General features: G+C 68.4%; 14 protein-coding genes. 5 read left to right on the top strand and 9 right to left on the bottom strand.

Features of this window, described 5'->3' with window-relative positions; all coding sequences use genetic code 11:
• Positions 1–41 precede the first annotated feature (41 nt).
• Positions 42–791 carry a sulfite exporter TauE/SafE family protein gene (locus tag R3E10_12955; protein ID MEZ4416649.1) on the top strand — a complete coding sequence of 250 codons (750 nt, stop codon included), beginning with the start codon at positions 42–44 and terminating at the stop codon, positions 789–791.
• A 108-nt stretch (positions 792–899) separates the two neighbouring features.
• Here the strand turns inward: R3E10_12955 and R3E10_12950 are convergent, their stop codons facing one another.
• The 9 genes from R3E10_12950 to R3E10_12910 form a co-directional block, all read right to left on the bottom strand.
• Positions 900–1,331 carry a CBS domain-containing protein gene (locus tag R3E10_12950; GenBank protein MEZ4416648.1) on the bottom strand — a complete coding sequence of 144 codons (432 nt, stop codon included), beginning with the start codon at positions 1,329–1,331 and terminating at the stop codon, positions 900–902.
• A 203-nt stretch (positions 1,332–1,534) separates the two neighbouring features.
• The gene (locus R3E10_12945) at positions 1,535–3,154 is read right to left on the bottom strand and encodes an amidohydrolase (protein ID MEZ4416647.1); all 1,620 of its coding nucleotides are present in this window, start codon (positions 3,152–3,154) and stop codon (positions 1,535–1,537) included.
• Between the two features lie 158 nt (positions 3,155–3,312).
• Positions 3,313–3,969 carry a TrkA family potassium uptake protein gene (locus tag R3E10_12940; GenBank protein MEZ4416646.1) on the bottom strand — a complete coding sequence of 219 codons (657 nt, stop codon included), beginning with the start codon at positions 3,967–3,969 and terminating at the stop codon, positions 3,313–3,315.
• A 7-nt stretch (positions 3,970–3,976) separates the two neighbouring features.
• Complete coding sequence (locus R3E10_12935) at positions 3,977–5,329, bottom strand: potassium transporter TrkG (protein MEZ4416645.1); 1,353 nt, start codon at positions 5,327–5,329, stop codon at positions 3,977–3,979.
• 166 nt (positions 5,330–5,495) lie between these two features.
• A complete protein-coding gene (locus R3E10_12930) occupies positions 5,496–7,631 on the bottom strand; it encodes an acetate--CoA ligase family protein (GenBank protein ID MEZ4416644.1) in 2,136 nt (711 codons plus the stop codon).
• A gap of 99 nt (positions 7,632–7,730) precedes the next feature.
• Positions 7,731–10,073: a DUF5916 domain-containing protein gene (locus R3E10_12925; protein ID MEZ4416643.1), complete on the bottom strand. Its 2,343-nt coding sequence runs from the start codon at positions 10,071–10,073 to the stop codon at positions 7,731–7,733.
• 34 nt (positions 10,074–10,107) lie between these two features.
• Positions 10,108–11,868 carry a M56 family metallopeptidase gene (locus R3E10_12920; protein MEZ4416642.1) on the bottom strand — a complete coding sequence of 587 codons (1,761 nt, stop codon included), beginning with the start codon at positions 11,866–11,868 and terminating at the stop codon, positions 10,108–10,110.
• Position 11,869: 1 nt separating this feature from the next.
• Positions 11,870–12,262 (bottom strand): BlaI/MecI/CopY family transcriptional regulator, encoded by a 393-nt coding sequence (locus R3E10_12915; GenBank protein MEZ4416641.1) that lies wholly within the window; start codon positions 12,260–12,262, stop codon positions 11,870–11,872.
• A gap of 129 nt (positions 12,263–12,391) precedes the next feature.
• A complete protein-coding gene (locus R3E10_12910) occupies positions 12,392–13,093 on the bottom strand; it encodes a hypothetical protein (GenBank protein MEZ4416640.1) in 702 nt (233 codons plus the stop codon).
• 238 nt (positions 13,094–13,331) lie between these two features.
• Here R3E10_12910 and R3E10_12905 point away from each other — a divergent pair, with 238 nt between their 5' ends.
• From R3E10_12905 to R3E10_12890, 4 genes are all read left to right on the top strand, one after another.
• Positions 13,332–13,592 (top strand): DUF5661 family protein, encoded by a 261-nt coding sequence (locus R3E10_12905; protein ID MEZ4416639.1) that lies wholly within the window; start codon positions 13,332–13,334, stop codon positions 13,590–13,592.
• Positions 13,593–13,715: 123 nt separating this feature from the next.
• On the top strand, positions 13,716–15,713 hold the full coding sequence (locus R3E10_12900) for a protein-L-isoaspartate(D-aspartate) O-methyltransferase (GenBank protein MEZ4416638.1): 1,998 nt from the start codon (positions 13,716–13,718) through the stop codon (positions 15,711–15,713).
• Complete coding sequence (locus R3E10_12895; protein MEZ4416637.1) at positions 15,710–16,315, top strand: CDP-alcohol phosphatidyltransferase family protein; 606 nt, start codon at positions 15,710–15,712, stop codon at positions 16,313–16,315. The genes R3E10_12900 and R3E10_12895 overlap by 4 nt, the downstream gene beginning before the upstream one ends.
• Positions 16,312–16,788 carry an archease gene (locus R3E10_12890; GenBank protein MEZ4416636.1) on the top strand — a complete coding sequence of 159 codons (477 nt, stop codon included), beginning with the start codon at positions 16,312–16,314 and terminating at the stop codon, positions 16,786–16,788. Before R3E10_12895 ends, R3E10_12890 begins: the two co-directional genes overlap by 4 nt.
• Positions 16,789–16,795 lie beyond the last annotated feature (7 nt).

Genomic DNA, 16,795 nt, shown 5'->3' with positions numbered 1-16,795 from the left:
GGCCCTGGTGCGGAGAGGCCCAGAGGCTAGCTTGCCGGCGCATGTCCCCCCTCATCCTGCTCTTCCTGGTAGGCTGCCTGGCCGGCACGCTGAACGTGCTGGCTGGCGGCGGCTCCATGCTCACGCTTCCCGTTCTGATCTTCCTGGGGCTACCGGCCACGGTGGCCAACGGCACCAATCGCGTCGCCATCCTGGTGCAGAACGTGGGGGCCGTGTGGGGGTTCAGTCGGCACAGGCTGCTTCCCTGGCGCTGGGCCGGCTTCACCGTCGCTCCTGCGATCATAGGGGCTCTCCTCGGCTCCTGGTTGGCCACTCGGATGGGAGATGCCGTCCTCGAGAACATCATCGCCGGGATCATGCTGGTCGTGGCGATCTGGACGATCTGGGACCCGCTGGGCGCCAAGAATCCCGGCGAGGACGCCTCGGTCCCACAGGGCCTGCTGGCCAGATCCGCGTTGGCAGCCGCGTTCCTGGCGATCGGCATGTACGGCGGCTTCATCCAGGTCGGCGTGGGCTTCCTGCTCCTGGCGGCCACCACCTGGGCCGGCTTCGACCTCGTTCGCGGCAATGCCCTGAAGGTCCTGGTGGTGCTGGGCTTCACGGTCCCGGCCCTGATCACCTTCGCACGCAACGATATGGTCGATTGGCGGCTGGGCACGGCGCTGGCTGCGGGCAACCTGCTGGGTGGGCTGCTCGGCGTCCGCTTGAGCGTGCTGAAAGGGCACGTCTGGATCAAGCGTGTCGTGCTCGTGGCCGTCGTGGTGATGGCGCTTCGGCTCTTCCTGACCTGAAGGGGAGCGGGCTCCCCTCCACCGGAAAGAAGCCCGCCCTCACCGTCGTTCCTTCCCTCAGGGCCCGCGCGCCTCCTGCGCGCGGCACCCCACCTGTGCAGAACTGGCCTAGGCCATCCCGTGGATGTAGTTGTGCATCTGCTGGTTTTCGAACTCCACGGCGTTCAAGCACGCCAACACGACGTCCCCGATCGAGATGAGTCCGCGAATCTCTCCGTTCTCCACGATGGGGAGATGGCGCACACGATGGCGCGTCATCAGATCCATGGCCTCATGCATCCCGTCGTCCATGCCGGCTGTCAGGAGCTGCCCGGTCATGGTATCCCGGACCTTGTCCTCCCGAAGCCCCGCTGGCGCGATGGCCGCGCGCCGCAGGATATCGCGTTCGGTGATGATCCCGCAGATCTGCCCACCTGCGACGACCATCAAGGATCCGATGTTGCGCTGGACGAGGGTGCGGATCGCGTCGTGGAGGGTCGCGTCAGCCGAGATCGTGAAGACCTGCTGGCCCTTGGGGCCGAGAACATCGCGCATCCGCATGGGGTCGCCTCCTTGCCACGGATGTGGCGGCAGCCGTCTGGGAACCCGGGGGAGCGTCCTTCCATGGTACGACGGGGGCCATGCTTCTCCAAGCAAAAACGCGGACGGCGGCGCCCTCCGACCTCCGGGGCGCGCCGCCGTCCCTGGGCCGGCTCGGCCGGCGGATCCCCGCCGCCCGGCCGCACCGCCAGGCTTGCCGCCTCCTAGCGCCCGTCGCTCACCGCCCGCGTACGGATGGTGGGATACTCGATGCCGAGCTGCTCCAGGTAGGTCGGGTAGCGGCTCGGATCGTAGTAGTACTTGCGCATCTCTTCGCGGTACTGCTCCATGATGTCCGCGTTGAGCCAGATGGCCGGCTGATCGGTGGGCAGGATGAAGGGCGTGTACTTCGTGTCCTTGGTCTGCACGTCGCGGAAGTAGGTCCAGGCATCCGCCACCACCTCGGGGCGCATCACGAGGTCCAACAGCGTCAGGGCCTGCACCTTGGCACCGGCCAGCGCACCCTTGTGCGCGATCGGCGTGGCCATCGCGATGCCGTTCGACCAGTTGTGACCGGGCGTACCCGGTACGTTGGAGGGGAAGCGCAGCGTCACCGTGGGGACATTCCATGAGATGTCTCCGATGTCGTCGGAGCCACCGCCGAGAGAGCGCCGCATGTCGACGGGTCCTCCCAGGTTGCCGACCTCGGTGGCCAGGCCTTCCTCCTCGCTCCCCAACTCCCGTTGGATCGACCTGGCCAGGGCAAGATCAGCCTCGTCCCAGGTCGGAAGACCCACGCGCTTGATATTGTCGTAGGTCACTTCGGCCACGGCCTTGTTGAAGTGCCCGCTCCAGGCTGATCCGATCGTCATGATGGTATCGACCGTGGCGCCGGTCATGAGCGCCGCCCCCTCGGCCATCTTCTTCGCCGCGTCGTACATCTCGGTGACCTTCTCGTAGTCCCGCTCGCGGAAGTAGAACCAGATGGTGGCCCACTGGGGAACCACGTTGGGTTGATCTCCACCCTCGACGATGACGTAGTGGGAGCGCGCCGCAGGCTGCAGATGCTCGCGCTTGTACTCCCAGGCCTGCGCCATCAGCATGACCGCGTCGAGCGCAGAGCGCCCCCGCCAGGGCGCGCCAGCCGAGTGTGCGGTCTCACCGCGGAAGCGGAACTGCGCGGAGACGAGGGCGTTGGCCCCGGACTGACCCCAAGAGACGCTGAAGTTGTTGGAAACGTGCGTAAACAACGTCACATCGACGTCGTCGAAGACCCCGGAGCGCACCAGGAACGCTTTGCTCCCCAGCTGCTCTTCTGCGATTCCCGGCCAGAGCATGAGGGTACCGGGCAGGTTCTCGCGCTCCATGATCTCCTTGACCGCCAGGGCCGCCACGATGTTGACGGCTTGTCCCGAGTTGTGCCCTTCACCGTGCCCGGGGGCCATGGACAGGATCGGATCCCGGTAGCCGACACCGGGTTTCTGGTTCGACTGCGGAATACCGTCGATGTCGGAACCCAGCGCCAGCACGGGCTTGCCCGACCCCCAGCGCGCCACCCAGGCCGTGGGCATCCCGGCGACGCCGCGCTCCACCGTGAAGCCGTTCTCCTCGAGAATGCCGGTCAGGTATCTCGACGTCTCGAACTCCTGCATACCGAGCTCGCCGAACGAGAAGACCATGTCCACGATCTCCTGGACCTGCTTGGCGCGGGCATCGACCAGCGTCAGGGCCTCGTCCTGGAGACGACGCAACTGTCGGGACCTGCGCTGTTCCTGGGCGGACAGGCCTTGCAGGGAGGGAAGGGCCAAGGCCAGCAGCAGGGTAGCCAAGAAGGTACGACGCATCGAGCTCCTCCGGACGACAGGGGCCGATCCCAGGTCCACGGCGGCGGGAGCTCAGATCGGCCTCGACCGGGCCAGTGTGGGCCGGACCTGCCGGCCGAGGCAAGTGCGGAAGGGTCCCTCGTCCCGGGCACGTCACACACAGGACCGTCGTGCAGACGTCAGGTCAACTCGGCGGCCCGCTGCAGATCCGTGTCCGTGCCCGCGACCAGGAGGGTATCCGACTCCGTCAGTACCGCGTCTGGATCCGGCACCGGGGTGATCTTGCCTCGCAACATGTCGTGCACCGCCACGACGGTCACACGCAGGCGCCGGGGCAGTTGCAGCTCGCGCAGAGTATGGCCCACCCAATCGGTGGGGACCGCCATCTCCTGGATGCTGAAGTCCTCCCCGAGCTGCACGTAGTTGAGCAACGAGCGGCTGGAGATACGCTTGCCCAGCCGGATCCCGGACTCCCGCTCCGGGAAGATGGTCTCCGTGACGCCGATCTTCTCGATCAGTCGAGCGTGCTCGTGCGAGACCACCTTCACGTAGATCTCCTCGATGCCCAGGTCCTTGAGCGCCAGCGTGGTCAGGGCGCTCGCTGTGATGTCGTCACCGGTGCTCACCACCGCCGCGTCCGCGTCTTCCGCGCCGAGCCGCCGCAGCACCGCCGGGTCGGTTCCGTCTCCCACCCCGCCGCGACTGACCAGAGGCGCCATCTCGTCCACGCGCTCGGGAACCCGGTCCAGGGCCGCCACATCGTGCCCGATGCTGAACAGCGCTTCCGCCACGGAAGCACCGAAGTTCCCGAGTCCGACCACCACGAATCGTTTCATTCAATCCTCACCCGACGAGCACATCCTCATAGGCGAACCGGAACTCGCGCGCCCCTTCGGTGGGGCGCGCCACGGAAATCGCCGCCACGAACGTGAGCGGCCCTACCCGACCCAGGTACATCAGCGCGATCACCAACCATTTGCCCGCCACCGAGAGCCCCCCGGTTTGCCCCATGGACAGACCCACCGTGTTGAAGGCACTGACGGCCTCGAAGGCAAAGTCGAGAAACGCGTCGCCCTGCCCTAGCGGAGCCGTGCGCCCCAACTCGAACAGCACCAACAGGAACACCCCCAGGATCATACCGGCCAGCGCGACCACGAACAGGCCGATGGCTCGATCGATGGTACCGTCCGGTACCGAGCGCCCGCCCCAACTGGTGACCCCGTGTCCGCGCAGGCGCGACCAGGCCAATAGGCCGAGGAGCGCGAACGTCGTGGTCTTGAGCCCCCCCGCCGTCGACCCCGGTGAGCCACCGATGGACATCAGGAGGATGGTGACGAAGTTCGCGCTGTCATCCGCCAGATCGTAGTCGATGGTGTTGAAGCCGGCGGTACGCGCGGTCACGCTCATGAATACACCGTTCAGCACGCGAGCCCAGGACGGCAGGCCCTGGAAGCTGTTCCTCCACTCCAGGGGCACGAACAACGCCGCCCCGAACAGGATGAACGCCGCCGAGGTAGCCAGGACCAAGCGCGTGTGCAGGGATAACCTCCGATGCGCCCGGGTATGGCGGAGCCGCCAGGCGCGCACCAGTTCCTCGAGCGTGAGGAAGCCCAGCCCCCCGAGCGTGACGAGCAGCATGATGACCGTGAGCGTGAACGGTGCCTTCTGAAACCCCATCAGCGAGTCCGAGAAGGTGGAGAAGCCCGCGTTGCAGAAGGCGCTGATCGAGTGGAAGACGGCATGCCAGGCCGCGGCGAGCCCGAAGCGCGGCGCCCAGACCATGAACAGGAGCGCGGCGCCCACCGCCTCCAGCAGCACCGTGTAGCGAAGCACGCTCTTGAGCAGCGTCCGGAAGTCGACCTGCTCGGCGATGGAGCTGCCGCTGGAGACCACGGCCTGCTGGGAGAGGGACAGGCGGCGTCCCAACACGAGGATCAAAGCGGTCGTCAGGGTCAGGATCCCCAGGCCGCCGAGTTGGATCAGCAACAGCAGGAACGCCTGCCCCCAGGGCGTGAAGGCGGTGGCCGTGTCAACGACGATCAGTCCTGTCACGCATACGGCGGAGGTGGCCGTGAAGAGGGAGTCCAACCAGGACAGGCGGGGGCCGGTGTAGAGGCCCGGAAGCCAGCGCAGGCCGACGGTCCCGAACAGCACCAGGGCCAGGAACGACGTCGCCAGCAGTCGCGGAGGAGTCATCGACCGGCGCAGCAGCGCCCGCCAACTGGGACGGAGACTCCAGATCGGTGCGCTCAGTGTGGGTGCACCCGACCCGGAGGACGGACGAGCGGAACCCGCAGCGCCTCTGGGCATGGGCCGTACGCTAGAGACGAACCGCCGCGAACGGTAGTCCCATCCCCGCGGCTCAGTCGCCCATCTGCACCCGCACGTCGACGGCGACCGATCCCTCCGGGAGAGAGATGAGCGGGTTGACATCCAGCTCCGCGATGCGGGGGTGCCGCTCACCGAGCTGGGCCAGCCGCAGGACCGCCTCGACCAGAGCGGCTCGGTCCCGCGGCGGCTCGCCACGCACGTGGTCCAGGAGCGCGCTCAGCTTCACCTCACGCAGCATCGCAGCGGCATCCGCGTCGGTGAGCGGACAGAGGCGGAGCACCACGTCGCGCATCACTTCGACGTAGAGCCCGCCCAACCCGAACATGGCCATCAGCCCCACCGACGGAATCCGGGTCAGTCCCACGATCGTCTCGCGGCCGGGCGGCGCCATCCCCTGCAGCAGATACCCGTCCACACGCGGTGTCCTGCCCGTGCCCTCGGACACGGCAGCGGGCACTCTCTGTCGCATCGACCGGGTGGCGTGCTCGAGCTCCTCACGATTGCCGAGGTCCAATGCGACCCCTCCCACGTCGGTCTTATGGGCGATATCGGGGCTGACCACCTTGAGCGCGACCGGGTAGCCCACTTCGTCGGCGGCGACCACGATCCGCTCCTCCAGGCTCGGGCCGGCCTCGATGTAGCGCCAGGGGACCGTGGGAATCCGGTAGGCCTCCGCCACCGCGAGGGCGTCCGGCTCGGTGAGCTTGCGATGGCCCGCGCGCTCGGTGCGGTCCAACACGGCCCGCACCGCGTCGTCGTCTACATCGCCGAAGACTCGTTGCTCGCCTTCCTCCCGGTCCAGAATGCGCCGGTAACGCCAGAGGGCGCCGAGGGCTCGGGCTGCGGATTCCGGGAAGGTGTACGCAGGAATGCCCGCCGCCCGTAGCTCCGCCTGACCGGCCGGGAGGCCCTGGCGACCCATCAATACGGCCAGTACGGGCTTGTCCGGCTCGACCTCGGAGGCGCGTACGATGGCGCTGGCCACATCCACCGTCTCGATCCCGAGCGGAGGCACGAACGCGGCGATGGTGGCGTCCACTCCGGGGTCGGCGCGTACGCAGCGCAGCGCATGTTCATAGTCCTCGGCCGTGGCACTGGCGATCATGTCGACGGGATTGCGCACGCTGGCCTCGCTGGGCAGGCGGCTTCTCAAGAGCGCTTCGGTCTCCGGCTGCAGTCGAGCCACATCGAGTCCGTAGGTCTCGCAGGCATCCGCCAGGATGATCCCGGGGCCGCCCGCGTTGGTCACGATCGCCACGCGTTTCCCTCTTGGGATGGGCTGGTTCGAGAAGGCCGAGGCCAGATCGAACAGCTCCTCGACGGTCTGTGCCCGGATGGCTCCGGCCTGAGCGATCAGCGCGTCGGTGGCCAACTCCGTCTGGGCCAACGCACCGGTATGCGAAGCCGCCGCGCGAGCACCGGCACCGGTGCGTCCCGACTTCACCACGAAGATCGGCTTGGTGCGGGTAATGCGCCTACCGAGGCGGACAAAGCGGGCTGGATCGCCAAAGCTCTCCAGGTACATGAGCACCAGGCTCACGGAGTCGACCTGCTCCCAGTACTCGAGCAGATCGTTTCCGCTCACGTCGGCCTTGTTGCCCGCCGAAACGAACATGGACAACCCGATGCCGAAGCTCTCTGCGTAGTCGAGCACGCTCAGCCCCATCGCGCCCGACTGGCTCATGAAGGCCACGGGCCCGTAGGGGGGATCCGACGGAGCGAAAGTGGCGTTCATGCGCACCCCGGCCTCGGAGTTCAGGACGCCCATGCAGTTGGGGCCGACCAGGCGGACGCCACTTCCCTCCAACAGCTGCAGCAGCGCCGTTTCGCGCGCCGCCCCTTCCCCGCCGATCTCCCGGAAGCCAGCCGTGATGACCACCAAGCCCTTCACCCCGGATTCGACGCACTCCCGAGCTGCGTCCAACACCAGCGGCGCAGGAATCGATACCACCGCGAGATCCACGGGCCCGGGCACGTCCCGGATACTCGCATAGGCTGGAATGGAGTGAACGGAGTCGGCGTTGGGATTGATCGGGTAGACCGGACCCGTGAAGCCGTGTCGGATCAGGTTGTCGAGGATCTGCCAGCCGATGCTGTTGGGACGACGTGACGCTCCGATGACCGCGACCGAACGCGGCCGGAGCAGGACGTCGAGCTCGTGGGACATGGAGGCCATGACGTAGAAAGGGCGTTGGGTGCGACACCGATTCTCGCACAAGACCCCTCGCCCGTCGAGTCGGTCCCCGTTGACCCTCCTTGGCCGGTCTCAAGGTCGCCATGCGTAGCTGGCCTTCACGAAGAAGGAGCGGTTGCGCAGCGTCAGAGGCGTGCCCGCGATGTCCTCACCCACTTCGGCGAAACGACCCTCCGAGTACCCGAGGAACAGCACGCTTTGCGGTCCGGCCTTGTAGGAGAGCAACACCTGGGAGGCGAGGCTGCGGTCGACCGGCTCCACCGGTGCCACGTAGAGCTCGGGTGAACGCTCGGTGCGGCGCTGCTGGAGCACCACCCGAATGAAGGTGCGCGCGTCGAAATTGAACACCGTGCGCAGTTGACTCACCTCCGCGTGGAAGATGCGCTCCCCGGCCAGGGTCTCCAGCCGACGGACGGAGTGGTTGAAGCGCAGGTCCGTACGCCGGCCCAGGCGCACCTGCAACCCGGGGCTCACCTCCAGGACACGCCCCTCCCGCTCGTTCTCGACGTCGACCTGCCCCCCGAGGACGCCGTAGCCGGACAGACGCACGCCGGCGAAGGGTTCGGTGGACCCGCCGAACCAGAGCTCCGGAAACGAGTAGCTCGCCCCCGCGAACACTTCGCGTTTGAGGTTAGGGTTGGCCCACAGCCGACTCTGCCTGGGTCCCGCGACCTCGAGGTACAGCCAGCCGCCGTTCTCCTGCATGGCAGCCGGATCCAGCTGGTCCCAGCGCCAACCGCCCACGTCCGCACGCAGGGACGTGAACCAGCTGTCCTCGCCCCACCACTGGCGCGAAACGAATCCCCACATCTGCTGCAGGTTCCCCTGCGGCTCGAAGCCAGCGTCGGCACGGAACCCGGAACCGCGCCGTCGCAGGTTGAACAGCGCCCTCCACTCCCGAGTGCCGTAGTCCAGCGTGAGCGCGGCGGCCCGGCCCTGGAACGCTCCCTCTGGCTGACCATTCTGCTTCCGAACGCGCTCGGGGTACTCGGTGCGCGACCACAGGAGTTGCCCATTCACGCGCAGTGCCCCCAGCGGGGAGAGGTACCCGTCTACGCCCACCACCTCATTGGCGTAGTCCTCACCGTGGCGCCCCGTCAGCAGCGCGCCTATGGACCCGCTGGCGCCCACATCGCGGCGGTATCGCAGAACCCCGGTCGTCGAAGGCTGCTCCAAGGTCGCCTGCTGCGATCCCAGTGAACCCGGGAGCAGCAGACCGGTGATCCGGTCGTGGGCGGCCAGCACGCCGAAGGAGTGGGCCCCCGCCTTGCCCGTGAGCTTGAGCCCTGCGGTGGGATCCGCGATCGAGCGGGTGAAGACGGCCTGCAGAGGCGTGGTGAAGAGGTCCGCCCCTTCGAGGAAGAACGGGCGGCGCTCCGGGAAGTACAGCGCGAAGCGAGCGTTGGCCGTCAACTGCGGGGCGTCCGCCTCCACCTGGGAGAAGTCCGGATTGGCGGTGCCGGACAGCACCACGTTCGGACTGATGGCCCAGAGCGCATTCAAACCGACGCTTCGCGTCACGTCACCGGTCCGCAGTCCGCCTGCTTGCTCGACGCGCTCGTCCGAGCGGCCCCCGGTAAGGGAGGGGGTGAGCTCCACGTTCGCGCCCGGTTCAATGGACGCGAACCCGACCAGATAGGCGGCCTGGCACAACTCGCAGGCGTCCGACCGGTCCCAGGGGACGTTGCGCGTCTGCAGTGCAGTATCGCGTGGCCAGTCGCGCGTGATCGAAAACCGCCAGGTCTGCGTCCCCGAGCCGGAGGGGAAGCGCAGCGATTTGAGGGGAATGGCCACCTCGACCAGGTATCCGCCGTCGGTCAATCGGCCGGCCGAGCTCCAATGCGCGTCCCAGGATCTGTCACGTCGACCGCGCCCCCCTCCGTCGTCGCCGCCCAACCCCTGCCCGTCGAACAGTGCATCCCCCTGTACCCCCAGTGGCGAGACGCTGAACTCGTACGCCTGTCGGGCCGCACCGAAGGGGTCGATGGTGAGCGTGATGCGATCCTGGCCGTCGAGGTCGTCGCGATCGGTGATGTACGCACGGATCTGTCCGGGGTTGGGGTCGAGCGCTTCACATCCCAGGTAGAGGTGCGTGTCGTCGTGGGCCAATCGGCAGCGGGTGGCCACGGGCGCCGACCCGTTGTCCGAGGGTTGGATCTCCCAGGGCAGCTCGACGACGGGTGCATCCCCCCAGCCTGCCTCGTCCAGGCGACCGTCGATGCGAACCGATCCGCTCCACGTGGGGAGGGCGAGCACACCCGCCCCGCTCCCTGTGGCCGCGCTGGCTTCGCCTCCCTGCCGCGCCTGCGCAGCGAGTGGACCCGCACTGACCACCAGGATCCAGACCACACAGGCCCGGAGGGGTCCAAAAGAAATAATATTTTCATTTCGAGTGCGCACAATCCCCCCGCCCATCCTCTCCTCCCTGTCGATGTCGAAGCGTCGGAGGTCAGATCCCTCCGAGTACCGCCTTTGCCTGCCGGCGCACGCCGGGGTCGCGATCCTGTGCCAGACAGCCGAGGGCCTCGCGCGCCGCGCTGCGGTCCACGTGCTCGGCGGCCAGCTCCACCGCGGCCGTACGCACTGCGGGGTCCGGATCACTCACTGCCCGCTGCAACGCCTGTGGAACGCGCTCCAGCCCGCTCCACCCGATAGCGCGCAACGCAGCCACGCGGATGGCCGCCACCGGATCGGACACCTGCAACTCTGCCAACTCCTTGAGCGTCGCCGGCCGCAGACGACCACGGAGGCGGAGCGCCTCCACAGCCTCGGCGCGGGTGCCCGGGTCCGCTTCGTGTGTGGCCCACATGAGCACCGCCTCGGCTTGATCGGAGCGGCTTCTCGCGAGCGCCCTCGTCATCCCGCGACGGGCACGCGCATCCACCTCCGCACGAAGCGCTACGAAGCTCGCGGCCAAGGCCGCGGGACTGCCCAGGTCCGACAGCGCGCCGACGGCCGCTTCGCGCACGGCGGGTTCCGAGTCCGTCAGGAGCTCGACGGCGTAGCGCTGCGCCTGGGGGCCACAGAACCCGCCAAGTCGCGCAACAGCGCGCGCGCGCGCTGCAGGATCGACCGCCGACAGCGCCCGGAGCACGTCGCCCGGGAGCACGCGGCCCGCCGCCAATGCGCGGGCTCCCCCCAGGACGATGCCGAGTCCCCCGAACGCCAAGGTGAGCGCCGCCACGGTGGAGCGACGCACGGGCCTTCGGTCACGCAACTCGTCCAACACGGCCAGCAGGCGCTCGCTCAGAGGTGAGCGCCGCCCGCGGGCCATGGCCACCACGCTACGGACAGGGCGGGCTCCGCGGGCTCGTTCCACCAGATCCAACAGCACCTGCGCGTAGTGATCGGGCGCGAGCCCCTGCGACAGCGCGCGGTCGTCACAAGCCCGCTCGCGCTCCGCCCTGGCCCGACGCACGAGACCGTGCACGAGTGGGTTGGGCCAGTAGAGCATCTGGGCCACGCGACCCAGCTGATGATCCAGGATGTCGCCGCGCTCGAGATGGGCGACCTCATGGTGGAGGACGGCGTCCAGACGTGCACCGTTCCAGCGTGCCGCCTCCTCGGGCAACAGCAGCGTGGGTCGCCATACGCCGGTCGCCGCCGGAGACGGAAGTCCCTGGACCATCCGCACTCGGAGGGGCCGCCTCAAGACGGCGCTGCCGACCGCCTCCGCCCGATCCGCGACCCATGGGGGGGGTGGAGTCGAGCCACGGAGGAGCCTGCGCCGCCGGATCTCGTCTCCGACCAAACCGAAGGCCACCATGAGGACCCCGGCCGTCCACCCGTACAGGAAGAGCGCGGGCAGCAACCAAGCCCAGCCCGCCCCCGGTGCGGTCTGCGCGATCTCGGCCCCCGTCCAACCCGGCTCCTCCCGCGGTTGCGGCACCGGGGACAAGGCCGGCGGCTGTCGCGCACCGCGCTGCGCGCTCGAGGCCACCGGCCCCGTGCTCACGCCGGCGATCCGTTCCGCCACGCCACCGGTCCAGGGCACCTCCCAATGGGGAGCCACGCGCTGAGCGAGGGGGAGCACCAACAGCGCGAGCGTCGCGGCCGACCCCACGGCGGCACGCAGTGCGGCCGATCGCTGCTTGGCCAGGCGCAGGAGCACTCCAGCCAGCAAGGCCACGGCGGTCGCCTCCCCAAAGAGGAGCAGCGCCAGCTCCAGTGCCTCGGCGCTCGTGGGGAGAGGAAACGCAGGGGCCGCCATGCTAGCCGCGTCGGCTCCGAGAGGCCTGTTCGATGTGCTTCCGGATCTCCGCGATCTCCTCATCGGAGAGGAGGTCCACGGACTCGTCGAAGAAGGTGAGGATGGCGCGCGATCGCGAACCACCGAAGTAGGTGCGCGTCAGATGTCGAAGTGCGGTACGACGCATCCGGGACCGTGGCTCGACCGGCCGGTAGACGTGGACACGACCGTCCTTGACGTGCCGCACATGCCCCTTCTTCTCCAGGTTGCGCAACGTCACCCGGATCGTGTGGTACGCGTCTTCTTCGCCCAGGGCTCGCGCGACATCCGCGGCGGACCCCTCGCCCAGCCGGTAGAGCGCGTCCATCAACTGACGCTCACGCTTGCTGAACGGTCCGGTCGTGGTGGTGGTCATCGTTTCGCGGTCCTCCTTCCGGTAGATCGATACGCCGGCAGGTATGAAGTATTTCTTTCAGCGCACTCCCTGGCAAATCGACCCGGACCAGAGAGCGGAAGCATCCCCCGTCCAAGGGACGGGTCGGGGTCAGGGCGTGGCGGGCAGCCCCAGCGGATCGATGCCCAGGTGGCTGTGACAGACCGAGCAGGTGGCCAGCAGCCGCCCATACACCTCGGCCCGACCCGCCCAATCCGAGGCCCTCTGCGCCTCCCCGGCGATCCCGGTCACACGACGGACGACCGTCTCCAGGGCTGCGACCCGCGCCGAGTCCGATACGACGTCCCGGGGAAACAGCGTCGAGCGGCCCAGGGTCTCGGCGCCCGCCTCCCAGGAGCGGTCGGAGCGAGCTACCAGGCCCTCCCACATGCGGTCCGCGGCCCAGATGTGCCCGAACATGGACCTCTGGGCACCGGACCCGGGCTCGGGCGGAGCGCCCGGGGCCATCTCTGGGCCGCTACGCAGGGCGGCGTGGCAATCGCCACAGAAGTAGGCCACCTGAGCCGTCGCAGCGGCGGCTTCCGGCAGGCCGGGCGCCTCGAGGACGGCGCGAGATGCCTGGTGCACCCCGCGCAGGGACGCCTCCGCCTGAGGAATCTGTTCGGGCTCCTCATGGTCCGCGAGCCATTCCGCATGCTTGCGGGCCTCGTACAGGTCTCCGCGGATGATCGCCGTCTGCAGATCGATCCCGGCGATGAAGTGCTCACCCATGTGCGCGGCTGGATCCACCACCACGCCGGTCGCGCAACCGCCAACCAACACCGCCAACACGACGGATCGCCTTCTGTTCACGAACCACCATTCCGTTGTCGGAGCTGCCCGGGATGACACCGGGCTTCTGTGGCAAGATGCAGGAACGGTGACTGCGGCCGCCATCGGGAGCCCGCCGCACCACCGGAGCGGGGATTGCCCGACACCGGCCCACCCGACGGAAGAACCCCTACGCCCACGAGGGCAAAGGCCGGATGGGCCCCCGGCACCTCCGCATTCGACCTTTAGTCAGGATGGAAGCCCTTGGCCTGGAGGGATCATGGCACCCCTTCGCAAGTTCACGAACGCCGATGCACGGCTGCTGGGAGACCGCCTGAGGGTGGATTGGTCACGAGTCGATCTCGAGCAGTTCCGCATGGGTTTGGAGGTGGAGTTGGAGCACGGTCTGCACGACCCCAGCACCAATGTGACGGGGGACGATCCCATCCTCACCGCCAAGATCGCGCTCGCGCACCTCAAGGAGCTTCCGGACTACTACACGCGCCTGCGCGCGATGGAAGCCGAGGCAGAACGCTCCTGAGAGGGCAGGCCCCTCGGGAGGACGGTCGGATCCGGACGTAGCGCCCCGGTCGTGGCGGCTGCTCCGCTCGGATAGGGCGGAAGCAGCCGCTGGGTTCGCTCCCGGACCCGACGGGGAGGCGCTATGACCGACTTCGCTGGGCAACGTCGCTCGATGGTCTCCAGGCAACTGGCAGCCCGTGGAATCCACGATCCGCGCGTGCTGGCCGCGATGGGGGAGGTGCCTCGCGAGTTCTTCGTGCCGCCTCATCTGGCGGAATTCGCATACGAGGACGCTCCACTCCCCATCGCCTCCGGGCAGACGATCTCGCAGCCCTACATCGTGGCCCTCATGGCCGAAGCCCTGGGCCTGAGCGGCGGTGAGCGCGTCCTGGAGATCGGCACCGGGTCCGGCTACGCTGCAGCGGTGTTGAGCCGCCTGGCCTCCGAGGTGTATACCGTCGAACGCCACGAGGACCTCGCCGAGAGTGCTCGCGCGGCACTGGAGGCCGTCGGGTACGACAACGTGCAGGTGCTGCATGCGGACGGCACCCTGGGCTGGCCCGAGCACGCGCCCTACGACGCGATCCTGGTGTCCGCGGGCGGCCCCGGTGTACCCCCTGCTCTTTCCGAGCAGCTCGCGCCGGGCGGCGTAGTGGTGATCCCGGTGGGAGCCGATCCGCGGACGCAGGAGCTGGTGGCCGAGCGCAAGCAGCCGGACGGCACGTTCACGCGCAGGTCGCTCGGCGCGGTGCGCTTCGTGCCCCTCATCGGGGCCGAGGGATGGGCGCCCCCTCGTGCCAATCCCGGCCCCTCCGCCACCCACTCCCGTTCCAGCCATGGCGAGGCCGGGCTGGTCACGCTCCTGCGGGAGAACAGCACGCACCTCTCCGATCCCGAGCAACTCGACCCGGGGCCCCTCCTGGAGCGCATCGGCGACGCGCGCGTAGTGCTGATCGGAGAAGCATCCCACGGAACGTCGGAGTTCTACCGCACCCGCGCGCGGATCACGCAGGCGCTGGTGCAGGAACACGGCTTCCGGATCGTGGCCGCCGAGGCGGACTGGCCCGATGCGGCCCGCATCGACGCCCGTGTCCGGCACCTCGACATACCCGATCCAGAGTGGATCCCGTTCTCGCGCTTCCCCATCTGGATGTGGAGAAACTGGGAGGTGGCCGAGTTCGCGGAGTGGCTGAAGGTGCACAACGAGCCCCTGCCCCCGGACGCGCGCACCGGGTTCTTCGGGCTCGATCTCTACAGCCTGCATCGTTCCATCGATGTGGTGTTGGAGTATCTGGATCGAGTCGATCCCGAAGCGGCGCGCATCGCACGTGTCCGCTACGGCTGCCTCAGCCCCTATGAGGCGGATCCCGCAACCTACGGCCGGGCCGTGCTGTCCGGGCGCTATCGATCCTGCGAGGACGATGTCGTGGCCATGCTCGAGCACGTGCTGGCCCATGGATTGGAGATGGCGGAGCGGAACGGCTACGGCTTCCTCGATGCCATCCAGAACGCGCGGCTGATCGCCAATGCGGAGCGCTACTACCGGATCATGTACCGGGGCGGGGCGGCTTCCTGGAACCTCCGGGACAGCCACATGTTCGATACGCTGGAGTTCCTGCTCCGTGCCTTCGGACCCGATGCACGCGCGGTCGTGTGGGCGCACAACAGTCACATCGGCAACGCACGTGCGACCGAGATGTGGACGCGCGGCGAGCACAACCTGGGCTACCTGTGTCGTCAGTCGCTCGGGGACGACGCGTTCCTGATCGGCTTAGGCACCCATCGGGGCACGGTGGCGGCTGCGGAGGATTGGGGCGATCCCATGCAGGTGATGGACGTGCGCCCGTCCCACCCGGCCAGCTACGAACATCTCTTCCACCTCACCGAGGTGCCGGCCCTGTCGCTCCACCTGCGGGAGCCCCTGCACAGCGAGCTCCGGCCCCAGCTGATGGATCCTCGGTTGGAGCGGGCCATCGGGGTCATCTACCGACCCCAGACCGAGCTGATGAGCCACTACTTCCAGGCCGTCCTTCCGCTGCAATTCGATGAGTACCTCTGGATCGACGAGACCCGTGCCGTTCATCCGCTCGGTGTGCCCGCCGCCGTGGGGCTACCGGACACGTACCCGTTCGGGCTGTGAGACCGGAGGGGGGCCCGAAGCGGGCGCGGCCGCTGCGTTGGCTGCCCAATACGATCACGCTGGCGCGCATCGCGCTGGTCGTAGCCTATCTGTTCGTGATGGCAGCGGGCACCGCCGTTCCCCCCGCCCAGCGGCGCTTGGCCCTCGTGGTGCTCGGGCTCGCGGGTGCGTCGGACGTCCTCGATGGATTCCTGGCCCGCCGCTTCGCTCTGACGACCCGCACCGGGATGATCCTCGACACGTTCGCGGACCGCTTCGCGCAGCTGGCGGTGACCTACCAGTTCGTGTTCGTCGAGCCCCGCCTGCACGTCGCGTTTCTCGCCCTGCTCTTGATCCGGGATGTCCTGGGCGTCCTGGGTGCTCGCTGGGCCCTGCGCCGCGGTCATTGGGAGGTGCTCGCCCACGAGTCCCACGGCAGGCTGGCGACGGTGTTGCTGTTCGTGCTGTTCGTGCTCCTCACGCTGGGAGCAGCCGATCGGTGGATCTTCCCGCTGGCGGGAGTCGCTGCGGCGACGGTGGCCGTCAGTACGGCGCGCTACCTCCATCGCGGGGTGCGGCGGGCACGGGGTGCATCCCTGGCGGTCCATGGGTCCCCGACATGAGCGACGCGGCCGGTGGTGCCCACACCGCTGGCGACGGCGACGGGTGGCTCGGTCCCGGCGTCGCGGAGATCGCGCACACCGCCGACCTGGGGATCGAAGTGGAGGCCGAGGATCGGGCCGAGTTGTTCCGGCGCGCTGCTCAGGCACTGTTCCGGTTGCGCTCCGGCACTCAAGCAGCCGACCGGGCGGCGCACGGGGTGCCCCTCCGGTTCGAGGTGGAGGTCTCGGCGGACGAGCCTCCCGTGTTGCTCGTACGCTGGCTGGCCGAGCTTCTCTATCTGGCCGAGGCCCAGCACTTCGAGTTGGGCTCCACCGAGTTCCACACGCTCGACGACCTCCGGCTGGTCGCGACTGTGCACGGGTGGCGATCCGCCTTCGACCCGGTACGCGAGCTCAAGGGCGTCACGTACCACGGACTCGAGCTGCGCCACTTCGAAGGGCGGTGGTGGGCACGCGTCATCTTCGACATCTGATCCCCCC

This window comes from Gemmatimonadota bacterium, assembly GCA_041390105.1.
Lineage (GTDB): Bacteria > Gemmatimonadota > Gemmatimonadetes > Longimicrobiales > Gaopeijiaceae > JAGQIF01.
The sequence above is the reverse complement of the archived record's forward strand: the minus strand, read 5'-3'. Positions and strand labels throughout refer to the sequence as shown.